Source organism: Bordetella sp. N (genome assembly GCF_001433395.1).
GTDB lineage: Bacteria > Pseudomonadota > Gammaproteobacteria > Burkholderiales > Burkholderiaceae_B > Bordetella_C.
Genome location: NZ_CP013111.1, coordinates 982319 through 1004871 on the forward strand (window position 1 = coordinate 982319; position 22553 = coordinate 1004871).

General features: G+C 63.2%; 19 protein-coding genes. 13 read left to right on the plus strand and 6 right to left on the minus strand.

Annotation, left to right across the window (positions count from 1 at the left end; translation table 11 throughout):
• The first annotated feature begins 11 nt into the window (after positions 1 to 11).
• Positions 12 to 1784, plus strand: a complete 1773-nt coding sequence (locus ASB57_RS04270; RefSeq protein WP_057650848.1) for an ABC transporter ATP-binding protein — start codon at positions 12 to 14, stop codon at positions 1782 to 1784.
• A gap of 19 nt (positions 1785 to 1803) precedes the next feature.
• Here ASB57_RS04270 and ASB57_RS04275 read toward each other — a convergent pair whose 3' ends face one another.
• The gene (locus ASB57_RS04275; RefSeq protein WP_082621364.1) at positions 1804 to 2835 is read right to left on the minus strand and encodes a tripartite tricarboxylate transporter substrate binding protein; all 1032 of its coding nucleotides are present in this window, start codon (positions 2833 to 2835) and stop codon (positions 1804 to 1806) included.
• 89 nt (positions 2836 to 2924) lie between these two features.
• Entirely contained in the window at positions 2925 to 3626 is a 702-nt protein-coding gene (locus ASB57_RS04280; RefSeq protein ID WP_057650850.1) for a FadR/GntR family transcriptional regulator, read from the minus strand.
• A gap of 147 nt (positions 3627 to 3773) precedes the next feature.
• Between ASB57_RS04280 and ASB57_RS04285 the strand changes: the two genes are divergently transcribed.
• The 3 genes from ASB57_RS04285 (at position 3774) to ASB57_RS04295 (ending at position 6730) form a co-directional block, all read left to right on the plus strand.
• Positions 3774 to 4976: a mandelate racemase/muconate lactonizing enzyme family protein gene (locus tag ASB57_RS04285; RefSeq protein WP_057650851.1), complete on the plus strand. Its 1203-nt coding sequence runs from the start codon at positions 3774 to 3776 to the stop codon at positions 4974 to 4976.
• A 12-nt stretch (positions 4977 to 4988) separates the two neighbouring features.
• Positions 4989 to 5948, plus strand: a complete 960-nt coding sequence (locus ASB57_RS04290; protein ID WP_057650853.1) for a 2-hydroxyacid dehydrogenase — start codon at positions 4989 to 4991, stop codon at positions 5946 to 5948.
• A gap of 359 nt (positions 5949 to 6307) precedes the next feature.
• A complete protein-coding gene (locus tag ASB57_RS04295; RefSeq protein WP_057650854.1) occupies positions 6308 to 6730 on the plus strand; it encodes a GreA/GreB family elongation factor in 423 nt (140 codons plus the stop codon).
• A gap of 40 nt (positions 6731 to 6770) precedes the next feature.
• On the opposite strand, the gene ASB57_RS04300 is transcribed toward ASB57_RS04295, so the two are convergent.
• Positions 6771 to 7673 (minus strand): LysR substrate-binding domain-containing protein, encoded by a 903-nt coding sequence (locus ASB57_RS04300; protein ID WP_057650856.1) that lies wholly within the window; start codon positions 7671 to 7673, stop codon positions 6771 to 6773.
• Between the two features lie 179 nt (positions 7674 to 7852).
• Between ASB57_RS04300 and ASB57_RS04305 the strand changes: the two genes are divergently transcribed.
• From ASB57_RS04305 to ASB57_RS04315, 3 genes are all read left to right on the plus strand, one after another.
• On the plus strand, positions 7853 to 8833 hold the full coding sequence (locus ASB57_RS04305) for a tripartite tricarboxylate transporter substrate binding protein BugE (protein ID WP_057650858.1): 981 nt from the start codon (positions 7853 to 7855) through the stop codon (positions 8831 to 8833).
• 96 nt (positions 8834 to 8929) lie between these two features.
• Positions 8930 to 9805, plus strand: a complete 876-nt coding sequence (locus tag ASB57_RS04310) for an N-formylglutamate amidohydrolase (RefSeq protein ID WP_057650861.1) — start codon at positions 8930 to 8932, stop codon at positions 9803 to 9805.
• Positions 9806 to 10133: 328 nt separating this feature from the next.
• Positions 10134 to 10340 (plus strand): cold-shock protein, encoded by a 207-nt coding sequence (locus ASB57_RS04315; RefSeq protein WP_057650863.1) that lies wholly within the window; start codon positions 10134 to 10136, stop codon positions 10338 to 10340.
• Positions 10341 to 10446: 106 nt separating this feature from the next.
• On the opposite strand, the gene ASB57_RS04320 is transcribed toward ASB57_RS04315, so the two are convergent.
• The gene (locus ASB57_RS04320) at positions 10447 to 11022 is read right to left on the minus strand and encodes a TIGR00645 family protein (RefSeq protein WP_057650865.1); all 576 of its coding nucleotides are present in this window, start codon (positions 11020 to 11022) and stop codon (positions 10447 to 10449) included.
• A 263-nt stretch (positions 11023 to 11285) separates the two neighbouring features.
• Between ASB57_RS04320 and ASB57_RS04325 the strand changes: the two genes are divergently transcribed.
• The 5 genes from ASB57_RS04325 to lon all read left to right on the plus strand — a co-directional run bounded on the left by ASB57_RS04325 (position 11286) and on the right by lon (position 18227).
• Positions 11286 to 12050: a M48 family metalloprotease gene (locus ASB57_RS04325; protein WP_057650867.1), complete on the plus strand. Its 765-nt coding sequence runs from the start codon at positions 11286 to 11288 to the stop codon at positions 12048 to 12050.
• Between the two features lie 173 nt (positions 12051 to 12223).
• Positions 12224 to 13534, plus strand: coding sequence for a trigger factor (gene tig / locus ASB57_RS04330; protein ID WP_057650868.1), 1311 nt, complete (start codon positions 12224 to 12226; stop codon positions 13532 to 13534).
• On the plus strand, positions 13534 to 14190 hold the full coding sequence (clpP, locus tag ASB57_RS04335; RefSeq protein WP_057650870.1) for an ATP-dependent Clp endopeptidase proteolytic subunit ClpP: 657 nt from the start codon (positions 13534 to 13536) through the stop codon (positions 14188 to 14190). Before tig ends, clpP begins: the two co-directional genes overlap by 1 nt.
• A gap of 98 nt (positions 14191 to 14288) precedes the next feature.
• Entirely contained in the window at positions 14289 to 15587 is a 1299-nt protein-coding gene (clpX, locus tag ASB57_RS04340) for an ATP-dependent Clp protease ATP-binding subunit ClpX (RefSeq protein WP_057650872.1), read from the plus strand.
• 180 nt (positions 15588 to 15767) lie between these two features.
• Positions 15768 to 18227, plus strand: coding sequence for an endopeptidase La (lon, locus tag ASB57_RS04345; protein WP_057650874.1), 2460 nt, complete (start codon positions 15768 to 15770; stop codon positions 18225 to 18227).
• Between the two features lie 107 nt (positions 18228 to 18334).
• Here lon and lexA read toward each other — a convergent pair whose 3' ends face one another.
• Both lexA and ASB57_RS04355 read right to left on the minus strand, forming a co-directional pair.
• A complete protein-coding gene (gene lexA / locus ASB57_RS04350) occupies positions 18335 to 18982 on the minus strand; it encodes a transcriptional repressor LexA (RefSeq protein ID WP_057650875.1) in 648 nt (215 codons plus the stop codon).
• Positions 18983 to 19179: 197 nt separating this feature from the next.
• On the minus strand, positions 19180 to 20385 hold the full coding sequence (locus tag ASB57_RS04355; protein WP_057650877.1) for an amino acid aminotransferase: 1206 nt from the start codon (positions 20383 to 20385) through the stop codon (positions 19180 to 19182).
• 76 nt (positions 20386 to 20461) lie between these two features.
• On the opposite strand from ASB57_RS04355, the gene uvrB reads away from it, so the two are divergent.
• Positions 20462 to 22489, plus strand: a complete 2028-nt coding sequence (gene uvrB, locus ASB57_RS04360) for an excinuclease ABC subunit UvrB (protein ID WP_057650879.1) — start codon at positions 20462 to 20464, stop codon at positions 22487 to 22489.
• Positions 22490 to 22553: the final 64 nt, after the last annotated feature.

Sequence of the window (22553 nt, forward strand, 5' to 3'; positions counted from 1 at the left end):
CGGGAGACTGTATGGCACAGCCGGACCCCAGCCAGGAACGGGCGCCTGTCCTGGAAGTGCGGGGCTTGACCGTGGCGCTGCCCGCGGGAGCGGACCGCGTACACGCGCTGCAGGGTGTCGACCTTACCCTGCGGGCCGGCGAGATCCATTGCGTCGTGGGCGAAAGCGGCAGCGGCAAGTCGATGACCGCCAGCGCCATCCTGGGGCTGCTGCCGGTCGGCGCGAAAGTGCAAGCAGGCGCGATCCTGCTGGCTGGTGACGATATGCTGGCGCTGACCCAGGCGCAATTGCGGCGCATTCGCGGCGCGCGCGTCAGCATGATCTTCCAGGACCCCATGACGGCGCTGAACCCTTTGCATACGGTGGGCCGCCAGATCGCCGAGACGTTCCGCCTGCATCGTCGCCTGAAGCGTGCGCAGACGCGTGCCAAGGTGCTGGAGCTGCTGGCCCAGGTGGGCTTGCCCGAACCAGCGGCCGTGGCGCGCGCTTACCCCCATGAGCTGTCTGGAGGACAGCGCCAAAGGGCCATGATCGCCATGGCGCTGGCGCTCGATCCGGAGGTCTTGATCGCGGATGAACCCACCACCGCGCTCGACGTCACGACGCAGGCGCAGATATTGGCCCTGATCAAGGACCTGCAATCGCGCCGGGGGACGGCGGTGCTTTTCATCACCCACGATTTCGGCGTGGTGGCGGAGGTGGCAGACCGCGTGACGGTGATGCAGGACGGACAGGTAAGGGAGTCGGGCAGCGCCACCCAGGTCTTGAACCAGCCGCGTCATGCCTATACCCGTACGCTGATCGCCGCAGTGCCGCCTCCGTTACCGCAGGGAGCAGCGAGCCACGGGGCACCGGCACCGCTGACCGTTTCCCGCGGCGGGGTTGGCGCGCTGTCGACGGGCCCTGACGCTAGCGCCGTCCCGCAACCGGCGACGGCCCTGCATGTCCGCGACCTATCCCTGACATATCGCAGTACGGGTTTCATCCGGCGCGCCCGGGTTACCACCGCGCTACACAACGTGAATATCAGTCTGGCTGCGGGGGAAACGCTCGGCATCGTAGGGGAGAGCGGATCGGGCAAGTCGACGCTTGCGCGCTGCATCCTGCGTCTGCTTACGCCGCAGGAAGGCAGTATCGACGTGGCGGGTGTCGACGGCGCGGACCGCACGCGGCAAGGGCAGCTTCGCTACGCCGCGCAGGTGCAGATGGTGTTCCAGGATCCGTATGGGTCTCTGAATCCGCGCCGCCGCGTTGGCGACCTGATCGCGCAGGGGCCCATCACGCACGGTGAATCGCGGGAGTCGGTGATGCCGCGGGTAGAGGAGTTGCTGCGTCGCGTCGGGCTGCACCCTTCGGCGCTGGACCGTTTCCCGCACGAGTTTTCGGGCGGGCAGAGGCAACGTATTGGTCTGGCCCGGGCCTTGGCGCTGCGCCCGCGCCTGCTGGTCGCGGATGAGCCCGTGTCAGCGCTCGATGTTTCCGTCCAGGCGCAGGTGCTGGGCTTGTTGGCGGAGCTGAAGCAGGACCTGGGCCTGTCGTTGCTGTTCATCACCCATGACTTGCGCGTCGGGGCCCGCATCTGCGATCGGGTGGCCGTCATGCGGCAAGGGGAGGTGGTGGAGATCGGACCTGCCAGCCAGGTGTTTGGCGCGCCCGTGCATCCCTACACGCGTGATCTGCTGGCTGCCGTGCCCGGGCGTCACTGGGTGCCGCGGTCGGCACCCGCCGGGGGCGTAGCGGCAGGCGCCGAAGATGGCAGCGGCAGCGTGCGCGCCGCCGCTTAGACACTCATCAAAACACCCATCAAAACACCTTGATATCCCCGTCCTTCACGACCTTGCCCCAGCGGTCGGTCTCTTCGCGCAACCACTTGGCGATCTCGGCCGGTGTCTTGTCCACCGGCTCTGAACCCAGTTCGACGAAGCGCTGCTTCGTGTCAGCCTGTGCGGTGATCTCGGCGATGGCGGCATGGATCTTCTCCACCACGGCGGGTGGTGTTCCCGCCGGGGCGAGCAAGGCTTGCCAGGAGCCGGTCACGAAATCCGGCACACGCTCCGCAATCGCGGGCGTATCGGGAATGAGCGCATAGCGCTGCGGACTTGCCACCGCGATCAACCGTATCGCGCCGCCTTTCACCAAGGGATAGGTCGCAAGAAAGCTGTTCATCGTGACGTCGATCTGCCCGCCCGTCAGGTCGGTCAGCACCTGCGATCCGCCCTTGTACCCGATGTAGTTCCAGTCGATCCCTTCTTTCTGTGCCAGCACCACGCCGGCCAGGTGGGTGATCGAGCCCGCGGTCTCGCCGTAATTCAGCTTGCCCTTGTTCGCCTTCGCGTAAGCGATCAGCTCCTGCAGGTTATGCACCGGCAGCTTGTTGCTGACCACCAGGATGTGCGGCGAGTAGGCCACGATGGATATCGGCGCCAGGTCCTCGGTCGGACTGTAGTTGAGCTTCATGATGCTCGGCGAGATGGTCAGGCTGCCCGAGTCCATCAACAGCAGCGTATAGCCGTCCGCATCGGACTTCGCGACAAAGTTCGCGCCGATACTGCCATTGGCGCCCGCCTTGTTTTCGACGACGACGGACTGCCCCCACTTCTCGGTCAGCTTCTTGCCCAGCAGTCGCGCCAACACATCGGACGCGCCGCCCGGAGGATTGGGGACGATGATGCGGATGACCTTGCTGGGATAGCTGGCGGCTGCCTCAGCCGCGCGCGCCGGCATGGCGTGGGTGAACAGCAGCGTGGCGGCGGCGGTGACGGCCAGGCAGGCGAGGGCGCGGCGCTTGCCCTGCGCCAGGTGACCGGCCAGCCCAAGCGAGTGGCGAAAAACCATGATGTCTCCTTCTCATTATTTGAATGGCCCGGTTTGGAAGCTGGGCGGAGACATCTTCGTCTATATCTGTAAAACCTGTCAATAGCTGACTACTTGGTGCTCCCGAAGAGGCGTGCGATCCCGCCTTGCAGGTGCGCCGACATGGCAGCGCGCGCGGCGACGGGGTCGCGCGCCGCGATGGCCGCGACGATGGCACGATGCTCGGCCAGCACCGCCTGCCGCCGCTGCGCCTGCGTCGGGCCGGCCAGCTTGCGCACCAGGTCGATGCTGAAACGCGTTTGCGCCACCAGCGCCGTCATCGTCATCTCGAAGAAGCGGTTGCCGCAGGCCGCGGCAATCGCCGCGTGGAAAGCGATGTCCTCGTCGATGCCGGAGCCGCCTGCCTGCAAGGCCTGCTCGAAAGCATCCTGACGCCGCGCGATCTCCTCGATCGCCGACGCATCCGCGTCCACGGCGGTACGCGCGACGATTTCCCCCTCCAGGGCGCAACGAAAATCAAGAAAGGTCTTGATGTCGGGAATGCTGGTCAAGGGACCGAATTCGACGATCTCCGCCTGCGGCTGCAACGCTTCCACATAGTTGCCCGAGCCTTTGCGCGCCGAGATCCGGCCTTCCGCGCGCAGCCGCGCCAGGGCCTGGCGCAATACCGGCCGGGACACGGCGAAGCGCCGCGCCAGCTCTATCTCGCCGGGCAGGCGCGCATGGGTCTCGAAACCCTCGGTGCCCAGCAGGGCGAGGAGTTGTTCATAGACCTTGTCGCCAAGGCGGCGATCGGGGGAAGCGTCAGTCATGGGGCGGGAGTGTGAAGCAAGGGCGCGTGGGCGGCAAGTCGCCCGTGGCGCCGATCAGGTAAGGCGCAATGAGTTGACAGATTTTACAGCTTTGCCCAAACTGCGGCCTTGCGATATCCCATCTGTTATCACCGAGACGTTGCCGCCATGTCCACCATCACCGCCTTGCGTACCTACCGCTGCGCCGACCGCCCCAGCCTCATATGGCTGGAAATCGACACCGACGAGGGGCTGACCGGCCTGGGCGAAACGTTTCGCGGGGCCGCGGCGGTGGAAACCGTCATCCATGCCGAAGTCGCGCCGCAACTGCTGGGACGCGATGCATCCGCCATCGAGGGTATCAATGGCCTGCTGACCTTGCCCTATGTGGGCTACAACGCGTCGGGCGCCGAGGTCCGCGCGGCCAGCGCCGTCGACATCGCCCTGTGGGATCTGGCCGGGCAGCGTCAGCGCGTGCCGCTGTACCAGGCGCTGGGCGGTGCGGCCCGTCCCAACATTCCCGTCTACAACACCTGCGCCGGGTACGCGTACAACTCCACCGGCAAGCGGCGCGATATCGGCGGCAACGATGTGGCGGCCGGTCCTTATGACGACCAGGTGGCGTTCATGCGCGATGCCGGCGCGCTGGCATCCAGCCTGCGCGATGAAGGCTACGGTGCCATGAAGATCTGGCCTTTCGATATCTACGCGCCCAGGACCCAGGGCCAGGTGATCAGCCTGCCGGATCTGAAGCAGGGCCTGGAGCCTTTCAAGCGGGCGCGGCAAGCCGTCGGTGACGACATCGAGATCATGTGCGAGATGCATGGTCTGTGGGGCAATCACGCCGCGCTGCGCATCTGCCAGGCGCTGGAGGATTACGGCGTCTTCTGGGCGGAGGATCCGATCTCAAAAATGGATGACGTGCATACGCTGGCCGACCTGCGCAGCCGCACGCGCACGCCGGTCTGCGGCAGCGAATCGCTGGCCGGGCTGCCGGTGTTTCGGGATCTGCTGGCGGCCGACGCGCTGGATGTGGTCATGCTGGACCTCTGCTGGTGCGGCGGCCTGACCGTGGCGCGCAAGATCGCCGCGCTGGCCCAGGCTTACGCCAAGCCCTTGGCGCCGCATGACTGCACCGGTCCGGTGGCGCTGATGGCCGGCCTGCACCTGGCGCTGCATGCGCCCACGGCGATCTACCAGGAAGTGGTGCGCGCCACGCTGGCGACCTGGTACCGCGATCTGGTCACCGGCTTGCCCGTGATCGAGGCCGGCATCGCGCAGCCGCCCAAGGGCTTCGGGCTGGGCACCCGCCTCACCGACGAATTCAAGGCCCGTACCGACCTGACGGTGCGTACCAGCAACGCCATCTAAGGAATGCCTCTTATGAAAATCCTGGTCGCGGGACTGCATGCTCCCAACGCGCCGAGGCTCGCGGGCCTGCTGGGCGCCGGCTTCGACGTGCAAGCCGCCAAGACGCTGCCCGCGCAAGGCGACATCGGTGTCGATGTGCTGGTCACCAACCGCCTGACGGCCGACGAGGCGGCGCGCTTCAAGGGCCGGCTGGTACAGGTGCCCGGCGCGGGTGTCGATGCCATCGAGGTCAACGCCGTGCCCGCGTCCAGCAACGTCTGCAACGTCCACGGCCACGAGATTCCCATCGCCGAGTATGTAGTCCACGCCTTGTTGGAACACTTCCTGGAGCCCTGGCGCCTGCCGGCGATCCTGGATGAGCAAGCCTGGCCAGCCGTGTATGCGAATCGGCCGTACCACCGCGAAGCCTTCGGCAATAACGTCGCCATCCTCGGCTATGGCCACATCGGCGAGGAAATCGCCCGCCGCGTCCAGGCGCTGGGCATGGGTGTCATCGCGGTCACCCGCAGCGGCCAGGTGAAATCCACCGTCGCGCCGAACGAAGTGGTGACGACAAAAGAACTGGAAGCGGTGCTGACGCGCTGCGCGGCGCTGGTGCTGTGCTGCCCCTTGACTGACGAGACCCGCGGACGCGTGGGTGACGCGGCCTTGCGGGCACTGGGGCCGCAAGGTTTGCTGGTCAACGTCGCGCGTGCGGAAGTGGTCGACGAGGCCGCCCTTTATGACAACCTGAGCACCGGCAGGCTGGGGCGCGCGGTGCTGGACGTCTGGTATCGCTATCCAAGCGCCGGCGAAACGTCGGTCACGCCCTCACGCTTGCCCTTGCACGCCTTGCCCAATGTGCGCGGCACGCCGCATCTGTCGGCCTTGACGCCGGGCCTGCTGGAGCGCCGCTATGACGTCATCGCCGCCAACATCCGCGCCTTGCAGGCAGGAACCCCATTGCGACATGTATTGCGGCCCGCGGCGTGACAGCGGGCTGACCGCGGATCGACCTCGGCCGGGCAGGGCTGCCATCGCACCTTGGACAGCATCGCCATACCCCACTAGAATCGAGCGTATGCCTTCGATGCCCTTCGCATACGCAAAAGCAGCACAAGCCGGGACGCTCACGCGCCCGGCGCGTATTCGTGCGCGCTCGGCGCGGGCAGCGTCGCCTCAGGCGAACATACCCGGACCGGCATTCGCGGCTCTCGCCGCACATGACTGAGCCCGGCGACCGCCACCCCCATTTTTCACACGCGCATTTCTTCAGGTCGTCGGGCCACTCCCGCGCACAGGCTCGTCGTATCGCCGCGTCGTCGGCGGCCGAGCCAAGAAGGAGCGAACCCATGCAGACCCCCAGCCCCGATCGCATGATGACCGATCTCGACCATGCGCGCCTGAACGGCATGCTCGAGCGCCTGCCTGCCGACGGCTTGCCGTCGAATATCGAAGATGCCGCCTATGACCTCATGGATTCCGTGGTGACCGTGCCCGTGCATCTGATCGACTCGGATATCGTGACGATGCGCTCGCGCCTGAAGTTGCAGACAGAAGAGGACGATGGCGACATGGTCATCACGCTGGTCTACCCGCCCGAAAGCGATGCGGCGACCGGCCGAATCTCTGTTCTTTCACCACTGGGATTGGCCCTGATCGGCCACCGCGTCGGCCAATCCATAGGATGGCAGGGCCCGGATCGCGTCGCGCATCGCGCCACGCTGGCGGAAATCCTCTATCAGCCGGAGGCTGCCCAGGATTACGGGACTTGATGGGTCGGCTCGCCGTGACGGCGCCGCCGGGCGGGCAAGCTCAGCTTGCCCGCGGTTCGGCCGCCAGTGATTCTTCCATCAGCCATTGGCGAAAGGCCTGCAGGGCAGGCTGGTGGGCCTTGGTTTCCGGATAGCACAGGTAATAGCCCTGCCGCGCCCGGATGGGCAGGTCGATCAGGGTCGCCAGCTTGCCGTCGCGCAGTTCGTCCTCGATCAGGCAGCGAGGAATCAGCGCAATGCCGAAACCGGCCGCCGCGGCCTGGGACAGCAGGTTGTACTGATCGAAGCGCGCGCCTTCCCGCGTACGTCGGCTGTCGCAGCCCGCCTGGGTGAACCAATCGGTCCAGCCTTCCAGCGCGGACGTGTGGTGCATCAAGGGATGCCCCAATAATTCATCTGGCGTCGTACAGGGGTGGGGAAAGAGCTTCGGGCTGCCCACCGGCACCACGTCGCGCCCGACGATGTAATCCGCGCCGCTGCCGGGCCACACCCCTTCACCGAAGCGCACCGCGGCATCCAGCTCCGGCGTGGAAAAATCGTAGCCCTTGCGATGCGGCATGAATTCAAGATGAATCTCCGGCCGCAGCCGCATGAAGCCGGACAGGCGCGGGATCAGCCAGCGCGCTCCGAAGGTCGGCATGCTGGTCAGGTGCAGGACGCCGCCCTGGCCCTGGTGCGAAATCAACTCTAGCGTGGCCGCCTCGATCTGCCCGAGCCCCACCTGGATCTTGTCCAGATAGACCTTGCCCGCCTCGGTCAGCACCAGCCCATGCCGGAGGCGCAGGAATAGTTCGACGCCGACAAACTGCTCCAGCTGCTTGACCTGCTTGCTCACTGCCCCCTGCGTCACGGACAACTCCTGTGCGGCACGCGTGAAGCTGCCGTGGCGAGCGGCCATTTCGAAAGCCTGAAGATCGGTCAAGGAAGGGCAGAGCCGGCGCATGAACGAAGAGCCTGAAGGGGTGAAACAGAAGGGGCTTGCCAGGAGCAGCGGGAAATCAGGTATGAAATTAAGTCATAGCATAAGGAGAATTCTTCGTTTGCACAATTTGTTGCGGAAGCTAAGAATCGCCAGGTTTGCATATTGCTGACCCACTTAAAACGTTTTCCTCAAGGGATCCCATGCTCTTCAAGCAACGCCTTCTTGGCCTGACGGCCGTCGCGGTCCTCGCCGCCGTGCCTGTCCTGGCCCACGCCGATGACGCCTATCCCAGCAAGCCGATCCGCCTGATCGTGCCGTTCCCGCCCGGGGGCACCACCGACATCGTCGGCCGTCTGTTCGCCGACAAGCTGGGCCGTGAGCTGAACCAGACCGTGATCGTGGAAAACCGCGGCGGCGCCGGCGGCTCCATCGGTAGCGCGGCCATCGCCAACGCCGCGCCGGACGGCTACACCCTGGGCATCGCCACCGCCAGCACGCACGGCATCAACCCCGCCGTGTACGCCAAGCTGCCCTTCGATGCCGAGAAGGACTTCACGCCGATCACCAACCTGGCTGCCGTGCCCAACATCATGGCGATCAACCCGAAGATCGGCGCCAAGAACATGGCCGAGTTCATCAAGCTGGCCAAGAGCGAGCCGGGCAAGCTGACGTACGCGTCGGCCGGCAACGGTTCGGTTTCCCACATGATGGGCGAGCTGTTCAAGATGGCTTCGGGCACCAACCTGGTTCACGTGCCGTACCGCGGCGTGGGCCCGGCGTTGAACGACGTGCTGGCCGGCCAGGTCGACGTCATGTATGACAACCTGCCCTCGACCCTGCCGCACGTGCAGGCCAACCGCCTGATCGCCATGGCCGTTGCCGCACCGCAGCGCGTCAAGGCCCTGCCGGATGTGCCGACGTTCGCCGAAGTCGGCCTGCCCGCCGTCAACGACGCTTCGTGGTTCGGTCTGGTCGGTCCCGGCAAGCTGCCCAAGGCCGTGGTCGACAAGCTGAACGCAGCGGTCGCCAAGGTTGAAGCCGATGCTGACGTGAAGACCCGTCTGGAAGGCTTGGGCGCCGCGCCGGCCAACAACACGCCGGAAGAGTTCGCCAAGCAGATCGCCGCTGAAATCGCCAAGAACAAGCGTGTGGCCGCCGAAGCCCACGTCAAGGTCGACTGACCGTAGCAACGGACCGCCAGGGCATGTGCGCGGGGCAGCCCCCCGCGGCGCTGCCCGGATGGCGGTCCGGATCCCCGAATAGGCATTGCCCCCATCATGTTGAAATCCCAGCCGCTTTCCTACCGCCTGTATGCGCCGACCGATTACCCGGCCGCCGCCCTTGCTTCTCCCCTGGTTCTCGACTCGCCGCACAGCGGCACCACGTATCCTCCCGACTTCGCGCCCGCCCTCGACTTCGGCGCGCTGCGTACCGCGGAAGACACCTGGATCGATGACCTGTGGAGCGGTGCGCTGGAACTCGGCGTGCCCATGGTGGCGGCGTCTTTCCCGCGCGCTTACATCGACGCCAATCGTGCCGCCGATGAAATCGACGCCTTGTTGCTGGACAAGCCCTGGGACGGTCCCATCAACGAGACCGGCAAGGTCAAGTTGGGCAAAGGCCTGATCTGGCGCATGCTGGATGACGGCACGCCGCTGTATGACCGCAAGCTGAGCGTCGCCGAAGTCCACCACCGCATCGACGCCTGCTGGAAGCCTTATCACCAGGCCGTGGGTCAATTGCTTGATGCGGCGCATCAACGCCTGGGCAAAGTCTGGCACATCAACTGCCACTCCATGCCCAGCGTGGCCGGTGCGTACGCGACCGATAAACCTGGTCTGATTCATCCGGACTTCGTGCTGGGCGATCGCGACGGCAGCACCAGCGCGCCTGAGTTCCGCCAATTCGTGGCGGCCTGGCTGCGTGACAAAGGCTATAACGTCACCGAGAACGATCCGTACAAGGGTGTCGAGCTGGTGCGTGCGTTCGGCAATCCGGCCGCTGGTCGCCACAGCCTGCAGATCGAAGTCAATCGCAAGCTCTATATGGATGAAGTGACCCTGCGTCCGCATGAAGGCTACGCGCGTCTGCAAGCCGATTTGCGTGGCTTGAGCGAGGCGCTGGTGGCCTGGATGCGCGGCCAGCTTGCGTGATTGAACAGCCGTTGCCGGGGATGGCGCGCGACCCCGGCAACAGCGGATCAATACCTCATCCAAATCGTCCTATCCGTATGCGTTTGAGCACCTGATTGCGAGTGATGACAGCGCGTTAAGGTGGTCGTCAAACTGGCGCTGACGCCCCGATACAAGTTCGAAGTGGATTGGTTGACCACAAAAAAAATTCCCGATTAAACTTGGCCGGCGAGATATTCAAGCGACGCGGTCCTTAGTTCTATTTGTCGCCGTCACAGGTACTGTAGTTGCCGATTTCCACTTCCTTGATAATCTGGCATCCTCTCGTTCATATTTTTGGGGTGGCAATATGGCAACCGGTATCGTGAAGTGGTTCAACGCGGAAAAGGGCTATGGCTTCATCGTTCCCGACGATGGCAGCAAGGATCTGTTCGTGCACTTCTCGGAAATTCGCACCGAAGGCTTCAAGACCTTGCAGGAGAACCAGAAGGTCAGCTTCGAAGTTGACAAGAATGGTCCCAAGGGTCCTTCGGCGAAGAATATCCAAGTCCTGTAATCCGCAAGACGCGAGGACTGCAAAGCAAAGCCCCGTATGCCTGCGCATACGGGGCTTTGCTTTTTCTGTTTGCCCGTCTGTCTTTTGCCTGTCGTTCGGCGGGGTTTTAGTGCTGGTGTTTTTCGGCGGTGCCGTCGGTGACATGAGGAGGCACGACGATAAGCCTGTCCACCAGCGCGATACCGATGGCGGACAGGATGAACACGCAGTGGATGATCGTCTGCCACATCACGCCGGTCGACGTATACCGGGCGGTGGCGCTATCCAGATTGCCGGCCTCGATGAACGTGCGCAGCAGATGGATGGATGAAATGCCGATGATCGCCATGGCCAGCTTCACTTTCAGCACGCTGGCGTTGACGTGGCTCAGCCATTCGGGCTGATCCGGATGGCCTTCCAGGCGCAGCCGCGACACGAAGGTTTCGTAGCCGCCCACGATCACCATCACCAGCAGGTTGGAGATCATCACCACATCGATCAGGCCCAGCACGATCAGCATGATGTCCTGCTCGCCGAAGCTGGTGGCGTGGCTCACCAGGTGCCACAGCTCCTTGACGAAGAGCAGGACGTAGACGCCCTGGGCGACGATCAGGCCCAGGTACAGCGGCAGTTGCAGCCAGCGCGAGCTGAAGATGATCGCCGCCAGCGGATGCAGTCGGCGAGGGGGAGGGGAAGATGCCATGTGCGTGTCGTGCCTTTCCGGATGAGTAGCGGCATCCAGGTTCCTGTAAGCCGCGTTGCGCGAATTCTATCAAGCGGGCACGGCGAATTTGATGGCGCGCGGCTGCAAAACGGCAAGTAACTTCTGACGCTACAGGAGGTAAGTCAAATGTAAATAAAACTGAAATTGGGAGATATTGTGTAGCTCCGGTGCATAAAAAGCAGGCGCTCATCAATAGAATCTGCGCTCCGCCCGCTTGGGCACGGGAGAGGGAGCCCATCAAAATGAATAAAGCCATCAAATTCGCCGCGATTCTGTCCGCCGCTTGCGCCACCGTGGCGCTGCGTCCCGCCTTGGCCTTCGACATCGGCGGCCTGGTCGGCGCCGGTGGCAAGATGGTTCAGGCCGCCACGCTGAGCGACGCCGACATCAAGCAGCTGTCCGATAAGGCCTGCGCGCAGAGCGACAAGCAGGAAAAGCTCGCCGCCGCCGGCAGCAAGTACGACGTGCGCGTGCAGAAGCTCGGCAAGCAGCTGGGCAACAACATCAACGGCCAGCCCGTCAATTACAAGGTCTACATCACGTCCGACGTCAACGCCTGGGCCATGGGCAACGGCTGCATCCGCGTCTACAGCGGCCTGATGGACATGATGAACGACGACGAATTGCTGGGCGTGATCGGCCATGAAATGGGCCACGTAGCCCTGGGCCACAGCAAGAAGGCCATGCAGACCGCCTACACGGTGTCCGCCGCGCGCGACGCCGCCGCCTCCGCCGGTGGTTCGGCCGTTGCCGCCCTGAACAGCTCGCAGCTGGGCGACCTGACGGAAAAGTTCGTCAACGCCCAGTTCTCGCAGTCGCAGGAAAGCGCCGCCGACGACTACTCCTTCGATAAGCTGAAAAAGGGCGGCCTGCCCACCCAGGGGCTGGTCACGGCCTTCCAGAAGCTGGCCAAGCTGGACGGCGGCAAGAGCAGCATGATGAGCTCGCACCCGTCGTCGACCAAGCGCGCGGAACACATCCAGGAACGCATCGCCAGCAACAAGTAATCAGGCTGTTTCAGGCTGATTCTCCGGCCGGAACGACGCTGGCCCAGCGGCGTTCCGGCCGGGCAGTATGCCTCTCGGCCCCCCAAGTACGGGGGGCTTTTCTTTTTCCGGTAAAATGGGCGGTTGATTCCCGATCCATTTCGTCCATTCACTCGCAATATAGGTCTTTTCTAATGCAGCCTGTGGTTGAAACCCTCTCCGGCCTGGAGCGCCGCGTCGATCTGTCCGTTCCTCTGGCAGACGTCGAAAAAGAAGTTCAGGCGCAATTGAAGCGCGTTGCGCGTACCGCCAAGGTACCCGGCTTCCGTCCCGGCAAAGCGCCCCTGGCCATGCTCGAACGCAGCCATGGCCCCGGCATCCGCTACGACGTCATCAATTCCCTGGTTGGCCGCGCTTTCGAGCAAGCCGTCGACGGCGCCAAGCTGCGCATCGCCGGTTCGCCCAAGCTGGAACCCAAGACTGAAGGCGTTGCGGACGACACGCTGGCGTTCAGCGCCACCTTCGAGGTTTATCCCGAAGTCGCGCTGCCTGATCTGGCCGCGCTGGGCGTGACCCGCTACGAAAGCCCCGTGGGCGACGCCGAAGTCGACCGCACCCTGGACGTCCTGCGCAAGCAGCGCGCCACCTACGAAGCCCGCGAAGGCCGTGCCGCCCAGGATGGCGACCGTGTCACGCTGGACTTCGCCGGCACCATCGACGGCGTGCCGTTCGAAGGCGGCAAGGCTGAAGATTTCCCGTTCGTGCTGGGCCAGGGCCGCATGCTGCCCGAGTTCGAAGCCGCCGCGACCGGCCTGAAGGCTGGCGAAACCAAGGTGTTCCCGCTGGCTTTCCCGGCTGACTACCAAGGCGTCGAAGTCGCCGGCAAGACCGCCGAATTCACCATCACGGTGAAGGAAGTCGCCGAAGCCGTGCTGCCCGTGGTTGACGGCGAATTCGCCAAGTCGCTCGGCCAAGCCGAAGGCGACGTCGAAAAGCTCAAGGCCGACATCCGCGGCAACGTTGAGCGCGAAGCCAAAGTGCGCGTGCAAGGCCGTACCAAGACCAGCGTCATGGACGCCCTGGTCGAAGCCGCCAAGTTCGACGTGCCCAAGGCCCTGGTCGACAGCGACATCGAAACCCGTGTCGCCGCCGCCCGCGAGGAACTGAAGCAACGCGGCATCCCCAATGCCGAATCGGTGCCGATTCCGCCGGAAGCCTTCAGCACGGAATCCGAGCGCCGCGTCCGCCTGGGCCTGCTCGTGTCCGAACTGGTGAAGCAGAACAACCTGCAAGCCAAGCCGGAACAGGTGCGCACGCGCATCGAGGAATTCGCGCAGAACTACGAAGAACCGGCTCAAGTCGTCAGCTACTACCTGGCTGACCGCCAACGCCGCGCCGAAATCGAGGCAATCGTAGTGGAAGACAATGTGGTGGCATTTGTGCTCGAGAAGGCCAAGGTGTCCGACGAGCAACTGCCTTTCGATCAGTTGATGGGGATGGCTTGATGGAAAGATTTACCGATTTCTATGCGGCAATGCACGGCGGCTCTTCGGTGACGCCCACTGGCCTGGGTTATATCCCCATGGTCATCGAGCAGTCGGGGCGCGGTGAACGCGCTTACGACATCTACTCGCGCCTGTTGCGCGAGCGCGTCATCTTCCTGGTCGGCCCTGTCAATGACAACTCGGCCAACCTCGTGGTGGCGCAATTGCTGTTTCTGGAGTCGGAAAATCCTGATAAGGACATCTCGTTCTATATCAACTCGCCGGGCGGGTCGGTGTACGCGGGGATGGCCATCTACGACACGATGAACTTCGTGAAACCGGATGTGTCGACCCTCTGCACCGGTCTGGCAGCCAGCATGGGTGCTTTCCTGCTGTCGGCGGGGAAGAAGGAAAAGCGTTATTCGCTGCCTAATTCCCGCATCATGATCCACCAGCCTTCGGGCGGCGCCCAAGGGCAGGCGACAGACATTCAGATCCAGGCGCGGGAAATCCTGGATCTGCGTGGCCGTCTCAACCGTATTTTGGCTGATAACACCGGCCAACCGATCGAGCGTATTGAACTAGACACCGAGCGTGACAACTTCATGTCCGCGCAAGATGCGGTATCGTATGGACTCGTGGACAAGGTCTTGGCCTCGCGTTCGGAAGAGCGTTAAGGTTTTTCGCGGGTCCCAGACCAAGCCGTCATATTTTTCGAGCCCAGCGTAGGGCGGGCGACCGTTGATGCGGCCGTCCGCCGTCACCAGAGATATATATGCCTGAAAAAAAGGGATCGGCCGACGCAAAGGTCCTGCACTGCTCGTTCTGCAACAAGAGCCAGCACGAAGTTCGCAAGTTGATCGCGGGCCCGTCGGTTTTCGTTTGCGACGAGTGCATAGACCTCTGCAACGACATCATTCGTGAAGAAGCTCAGGCCACGGCGCGCGCAGCCATTCGTTCCGAGCTGCCCACGCCGGCCGAAATCAAAACCTTCCTCGACCAATACGTGATCGGCCAAACGGGGCCGAAGCGCATGCTGGCGGTTGCCGTATACAACCACTACAAGCGTATCCGTCATGGCGAGATCAAGGGCGACGAGGTCGAGCTGACCAAAAGCAACATCCTTCTGATCGGGCCCACCGGCTCGGGCAAGACGCTGCTGGCCCAAACGCTGGCGCGCATGCTCAATGTTCCCTTCGTCATGGCCGACGCCACCACGCTTACCGAAGCGGGTTATGTCGGTGAGGACGTCGAGAACATCATTCAGAAGCTGCTGCAGAACTGCAATTACGAAGTAGAGAAGGCGCAGCGCGCCATCATCTACATCGACGAAATCGACAAGATTTCCCGTAAATCGGATAACCCGTCCATCACCCGCGACGTGTCGGGCGAGGGCGTGCAGCAAGCCCTGCTGAAGCTGATCGAAGGCACGGTTGCCTCGGTTCCGCCGCAGGGCGGCCGCAAGCATCCGAACCAGGATTTCGTCCAGGTCGACACCACCAATATCCTGTTCATCGTCGGCGGCGCCTTCGATGGTCTGGAAAAGGTGATTCGCGACCGTACGGAAAAGTCGGGCATCGGTTTCTCGGCGTCGGTACGCGCCAAGTCCGAGCGCGGCGTTGGCGAGCTGTTCAGCGAAGCCGAGCCGGAAGATCTGGTCAAGTTCGGCCTGATTCCGGAACTGGTCGGCCGTCTGCCGGTCGTTGCCACGCTCGACGAGCTGGACGAGTCGGCCATGGTGCAGATTCTTACGGAACCGAAGAACGCAGTGCTCAAACAGTTCCAAAAGCTGTTTGCGATGGAAGGTGCGGAACTGGATGTGCGTCCGGCGGCTCTAAAGGCTATTGCCCGCAAGGCGCTCAAGCGTAAAACCGGTGCCCGTGGCCTGCGTTCCATCCTGGAATCGGCTTTGCTCGACACCATGTACGAGCTGCCCTCGCAGGGCAATGTCAGCCGAGTCGTTTTGGATGAAAACGTCATCGACGGTGACGGCCAGCCCTTGCTCATCTATGCCGATGAGTCCAGCCAGCCGGCCAAGCCGGAACGAGGCGAAGTCCGCGACGCGGCTGCCTGAGTCCTCTAGCGTGAAAAAACCCGTAGTGCGCTACGGGTTTTTTCATTCATTTAGCCGGGGTGGGGCCGTGGGCTTGAAAATTAAGCTATCGTTCCCATATCGGTCTTAATTGATGTTTGCAGGATCGTTCCTACGGGCACGCCGATAGCATCTCCGACTCGCCATACCGAGGAATACTCTATGTCTGGTACGCAGACCCTGCCTCCCGAACCTATCGACCTGCCATTGTTGCCGTTGCGCGATGTCGTCGTGTTTCCGCACATGGTCATTCCGTTGTTCGTGGGCCGTCCCCGCTCGATCCGGGCGCTGGAAGTCGCCATGGAAGCCGGCAAAAGCATCATGCTGGTTGCCCAGAAATCCGCGGGTAAAGACGATCCCTCGCCCGAAGACGTCTACGAAATCGGTTGCGTCGCCGGTATTCTCCAAATGCTCAAGCTGCCCGACGGCACCGTGAAGGTGCTGGTGGAAGGTTCGCAGCGCGCGCGCATCACCCGCATCGAGGACGTCGATTCGCATTTCACCTGCGAAGTCGTGCCCATCGAGCAGGATGCCAGCCAAGGCTCGGAAACCGAAGCCCTGCGCCGCGCCATCGTGGCCCAGTTCGAGCAATACGTAAAACTGAACAAGAAGATTCCGCCCGAGATCCTGACCTCGCTGGCGGGTATCGACGATGCCGGCCGCCTGGCCGACACCATTGCCGCGCATCTGCCGCTCAAGCTTGAGCAGAAGCAGAAAATGCTCGAAATCTTCGGTACGCCGGAACGGCTCGAAGGGCTGCTGACGCAGCTGGAAACGGAAATCGACATTCTCCAGGTGGAGAAGCGTATCCGTGGCCGCGTCAAGAAGCAGATGGAAAAGAGCCAGCGCGACTACTACCTGAACGAACAGGTCAAAGCCATCCAGAAAGAACTGGGTGAAGGCGAAGAAGGCGCGGACATCGAGGAGCTGGAAAAGAAGATCCTCGCCGCCCGCATGCCGAAGGACGCGCGCAAGAAGGCTGATTCCGAGCTCAAGAAGCTCAAGTTGATGTCGCCCATGTCGGCTGAAGCCACCGTGGTGCGCAATTACATCGACACCCTGATCAACCTGCCGTGGCGCAAGAAGAGCAAGGTCAATAATTCGATTTCCAACGCCGAATCGGTGCTGGACGACGATCACTATGGCCTGGAGAAGGTCAAGGAACGCATCCTCGAATATCTGGCTGTGCAGCAACGCGTGGACAAGGTGAAGGCGCCGATTCTGTGTCTGGTCGGCCCTCCGGGTGTCGGCAAGACCTCGCTCGGCCAGTCGATCGCCAAGGCGACCAACCGCAAGTTCGTGCGGATGGCCCTGGGCGGCGTGCGCGACGAAGCGGAAATCCGTGGTCATCGCCGCACGTACATCGGCTCCATGCCGGGCAAGATCCTGCAGAACATGAACAAGGTGGCCGTGCGCAACCCTCTGTTCCTGCTCGACGAGATCGACAAGCTGGGCATGGACTTCCGTGGCGATCCCTCGTCGGCGCTGCTGGAAGTGCTGGATCCGGAACAGAACCACACCTTCCAGGATCACTACGTCGAGGTCGACTTCGACCTGTCCGACGTGATGTTCGTGGCGACCAGTAATACCTTGAACATTCCGCCGGCCCTGCTGGACCGTATGGAAGTCATCCGTCTGTCTGGCTACACCGAAGACGAGAAGGTGCATATCGCCAGCGATCACTTGCTGCCCAAGCTGTTGAAGAACAACGGCCTGAAGGACGGTGAGCTGGCGGTCGAGGAATCGGCCCTGCGCGATATTGTGCGCTACTACACCCGTGAAGCAGGCGTGCGGGCGCTGGAACGCGAAATCGGCAAGATCTGCCGCAAGGTCGTCAAGGAATTGCTGACCAAGCGCGACAGCACGCCCGCCGTCAAGGGTGCGAAAGCGCCCGCGGTGGTGACGGATGGCGTGGTCGTGTCGGCGGATAACCTGAACGACTACCTGGGCGTGCGCCGTTACAGCTTCGGCATGGCGGAGAAGGAAAACCAGGTCGGCCAGGTGACGGGTCTGGCCTGGACGGAAGTGGGCGGCGATCTGCTGACCATTGAAGTCGCCGACATGTCGGGCAAGGGCGCCATCCAGCGCACGGGTTCGCTGGGCGACGTGATGAAGGAATCGGTCGAGGCGGCCCGTACGGTGGTGCGTTCGCGTGCACGCCGTCTGGGCTTCGCGGACAGCGTGTTCGAGAAGCGCGACATGCACGTCCACGTGCCGGAAGGCGCCACCCCCAAGGATGGTCCTTCGGCGGGTATCGCCATCACCACGGCCATGGTGTCGGCTTTGTCGGGCATCCCGGTGCGCGCGGACGTGGCCATGACGGGTGAAATCACCCTGCGTGGCGAAGTCCTGGCCATTGGCGGCTTGAAGGAAAAGCTGCTCGCGGCCCACCGTGGCGGTATCAAGACCGTGCTGATCCCTGAGGAAAACGTCAAGGATCTGGCGGAGATTCCGGACAACGTCAAGAATCACCTGGAAGTGGTGCCGGTGCGTTGGATCGACAAGGTATTGGAACTGGCGCTCGAGCACATGCCCGAGCCGCTGGCCGACGAAGAGTCGAAAGACAAACCTTTGGTGTCGGCCCAGCCCGCTGAAGCCTCCGATCCGGTGACGAAGCACTGAGTACCGTAGGTATGGCCGGGGCTTCCCGGCCCCCCATACTTACCGGTAAAACAAAAAGGCGAACCGCAAGGTTCGCCTTTTTGTTTGCCTTGCCGGGGAAGGGCGATCTAGTGCAGCGCCTGCGTCCGGATCAGTCCGACCGCGATGCCTTCCAGTGCGAAGTCCTGGCCGTTCTGGACGACGATGGTTTCGAAGTCCGGGTTTTCGGGCAGCAGCTGGATGCGGCCGCCTTGCCGTTGCAGGCGCTTGACCGTGACGTCGTCGTCGATGCGGGCCACGACGATTTGTCCGTCGCGGGCTTCGCCGGATTTCTTGACGGCCAGCAGGTCGCCGTCCAGGATGCCGGCGTCGCGCATGCTCATGCCGCGGACCTTGAGCAGGTAGTCAGGGCGTTGCGCGAACAGGCCGGGATCCACGCCGACGTCACGTTCGACGTGCTCGGCGGCGAGGATGGGGCTGCCCGCCGCGACGCGGCCCACCAGCGGCAGCAGCAGCTGCGCCAGGGCGGGCATGGGCAGCATGGCTTGCACGCCAGTCGCGACTTCCTTCAGGCGGATGCCACGCGAAGCGCCGGCCGTAAGCTCGATGGCGCCTTTGCGCGCCAGGGCTTTGAGGTGGTCTTCCGCGGCATTGGGAGAACGAAAACCCAGCGCCTGGGCAATTTCAGCGCGGGTGGGGGGGAAACCGGTGCTGGCGACCGTCTGACGGATCAGATCGAGAATCTGCTGTTGACGCTCAGTGAGTTTGGTAGCCATGCGTCCGTCTCCATGAAATCTTCGGGCTGTATGGATATACAGTTCACGATTTTGGGGGACATAGCTTGGAAATGCAAGCCTTTTTCCATACGTGCGCGTCTCTAATAGAAGTGCGCCGAACATCCAAAGAAAAAGGCCTGCGCGAAGCACAGGCCTTTTCGTCCCCGGCGCGGGGCCGGGGCAGCTGACCAGCAGGATCAGCTCTTCAACACGGCGGCGATGGCGTTCGCGACCTTGTCGATGTTGCCGCTGTTCAGCGCGGCCACGCAGATGCGGCCGCTGGACACGGCGTAGACACCATGCTCTTCACGCAGGCGGTCCACCTGGGCCGAGGTCAGGCCCGAGTAGGAGAACATGCCGCGCTGCTTGAGGACGAAGCTGAAGTCCTGGGTAACACCGGCAGCCTTCAGCTTGTCGACCAGCTGGGCACGCATGGCGCGGATGCGATCGCGCATGCCGGCCAGTTCTTCTTCCCACAGGGCGAACAGTTCGGGCGTGTTCAGCACCGACGCCACCACCGTGCCGCCGTGCGTGGGGGGGTTGGAGTAGTTGGTGCGGATCACGCGCTTGAGCTGGCTCAGCACGCGGGTGGCTTCGTCCTTGTTGCCGGCCACGGCGGTCAGCGCGCCGACGCGTTCCCCGTAAAGCGAGAACGACTTCGAGAACGACGAGCTGATGAGCATGGTGATGTCGAGGTCGGCGAACAGGCGCACGACCGCGGCATCTTCCTTCAGGCCTTCACCGAAGCCTTGGTAGGCGATGTCGAGGAAGGGCACCAGGCCGCGTTCCTGGACGGTGGCGGCGATTTGCTTCCATTGCTCGAACGTGGGGTCCACGCCGGTCGGGTTGTGGCAGCAGGCGTGCAGCACGACGACGCTTTGGGCCGGCATGGCTTTCAAGCTGGCCAGCATGCCTTCGAAATTCAGGCCACGGGTGGCGGCGTCGTAGTAGGTGTAGTTTTCAACGGTGAAACCGGCGCGCTCGAACAGGGCGCGGTGGTTTTCCCAGCTGGGATCGCTGATATAGGCCTTGGCGCCCGGCAGCAGCTGGCGCAGGAAGTCGGCGCCGATCTTCAGCGCGCCGGTGCCGCCCAGGGCCTGCACCGTCAGCACGCGGCCGGCGGCGGCCAGCGGCGAGTCAGCGCCCAACAGCAGCGCTTGCGCGCCCTTGTTGTAGCCGGCAATCCCTTCGATCGGCAGGTAGCCGCGCGCCGCGGCCGCTTCGATGCGTGCCGTTTCGGCCTTACGGACGGCGCCCAGCAGCGGAATGCGGCCGTTGTCGTCGTAATACACGCCAACACCCAAGTTGACCTTGCCGGGGCGCGTGTCAGCGTTGAATTGCTCGTTCAGACCCAGAATGGGGTCACGGGGGGCTAACTCTACGGAGTCGAAAAGAGTGGTCATCGGATCGAACTAGGGAAGGGTGGACGCAGCGGGCAGTGCGGCGGATAATCAGGGGTTTGCCCTTGGACAGTCTAGCATGTCCGATCCCGGATTCGTTGAGTACCCAAATAGCCCTTTTCAACTCTACCAGCCGTATCCACCGGCCGGTGACCAGCCCAATGCGATCGAGGCGCTGACCCAAGGCGTGCAAGATGGCCTCATGTACCAGACTCTGCTGGGCGTGACGGGCTCGGGCAAGACCTACACCATGGCCAACGTCATCGCCCGTCTTGGGCGACCGGCTCTGGTGCTGGCGCCCAACAAGACGCTGGCGGCGCAGCTGTATGCCGAGATGCGCGAGTTCTTCCCGCGCAACGCGGTCGAGTACTTCGTCTCGTACTACGACTACTACCAGCCCGAAGCCTACGTGCCGACGCGCGACCTGTTCATCGAGAAGGACTCGTCCATCAACGAGCACATCGAGCAGATGCGTCTGTCGGCCACCAAGAGCCTGCTGGAGCGCCGCGATACCGTCATCGTCGGTACGGTGTCGTGCATCTATGGTATCGGCAACCCTGGCGATTATCACGCCATGGTGCTCATCCTGCGCGCCGGCGACCGCGTGGCGCGCCGCGAGATCCTGGCGCGCCTGGTGTCCATGCAGTACACCCGCAATGACGCCGAGTTCGCCCGTGGCGTGTTCCGCGTGCGCGGCGAGACCATCGATATCTTCCCGGCGGAAAGCGCCGAGCTGGCGCTGCGCGTCACCTTGTTCGACGACGAGGTCGAGACGCTGGAGTTGTTCGACCCGCTTACCGGCAAGGTCCGGCACAAGGTGCCGCGCTTCACCGTCTATCCGGGGTCGCATTACGTGACGCCGCGCGACACGGTGCTGCGCGCCATCGAGACCATCAAGGAAGAGCTGCGCGAACGCTCGAAGTTTTTCATCGATGACGGCAAGCTGGTCGAGGCCCAGCGGCTGGAGCAGCGCACCCGTTTCGATCTGGAAATGCTGCAGGAACTGGGTTTCTGCAAGGGCATCGAAAATTACTCGCGTCACCTGTCCGGCGCCGCGCCTGGCGAGCCGCCACCGACGCTGATCGATTACCTGCCGAACGACGCGCTGATGTTCATCGACGAAAGCCACGTCACCATCGGCCAGCTCGGCGGTATGTACCGTGGCGACCGCGCGCGCAAGGAAACCCTGGTCAACTACGGTTTCCGCATGCCGTCCGCGCTGGACAACCGGCCGCTGCAGTTGCAGGAATTCGAAGCCCGCATGCGTCAATGCGTATTCGTTTCGGCTACGCCGGCGGCCTACGAGAAAGAACATACCGACAACGTCGTAGAGCAGGTGGTGCGTCCCACCGGCCTGGTCGATCCCATCGTCGAGGTGCGCCCGGCGCGCACCCAGGTCGACGATCTGCTTGGCGAGATCAAGCTGCGCGTGGAGCGCACCGAACGCGTCTTGGTCACCACCCTGACCAAACGGATGGCGGAAGACCTGACCGACTACCTCGCCGAAAACGGGCAGCGCGTGCGTTATCTGCACTCCGATATCGATACGGTTGAGCGTGTCGAGATCATTCGCGACCTGCGTCTGGGCGTGTTCGACGTGCTGGTGGGGATCAACCTGCTGCGCGAGGGCCTGGATATTCCTGAAGTGTCCCTGGTGGCCATCCTGGATGCCGACAAGGAAGGTTTCCTGCGGTCGGAGCGCAGTTTGATCCAGACCATCGGGCGCGCGGCGCGTAATTTGAATGGCCGCGCCATTCTGTATGGGGATCGCGTGACGGATTCCATGCATCGCGCCATCAGTGAAACCGAGCGCCGCCGCGAGAAGCAGGAAGCTTTCAACGCCGAACACGGCATTACGGCGCGTGGCGTGAAGAAGGCGGTGCGGGAGCTGATCGACGGGGTTGTTGCGCCGCAGCAGCATTCGACGGTCGAAGATGCCTTGCCGGCGTCCGTGCTGAAGGACGAAAAGGCCGTCGCACGTGAAATCAAGCGGTTGGAAAAACTGATGATGGACCATGCCCGCAATCTGGAGTTCGAACAGGCGGCGGCGGCGCGCGATTCCCTGAATGCGCTCAAGGATCGGATCTTGCTCGATGGCGCGGTTTAGGGGTCGGCTTGAGCGTGAGCCTGGACTTGAGAACGGACCGAACTGACCCCATAAGGATTGCTGT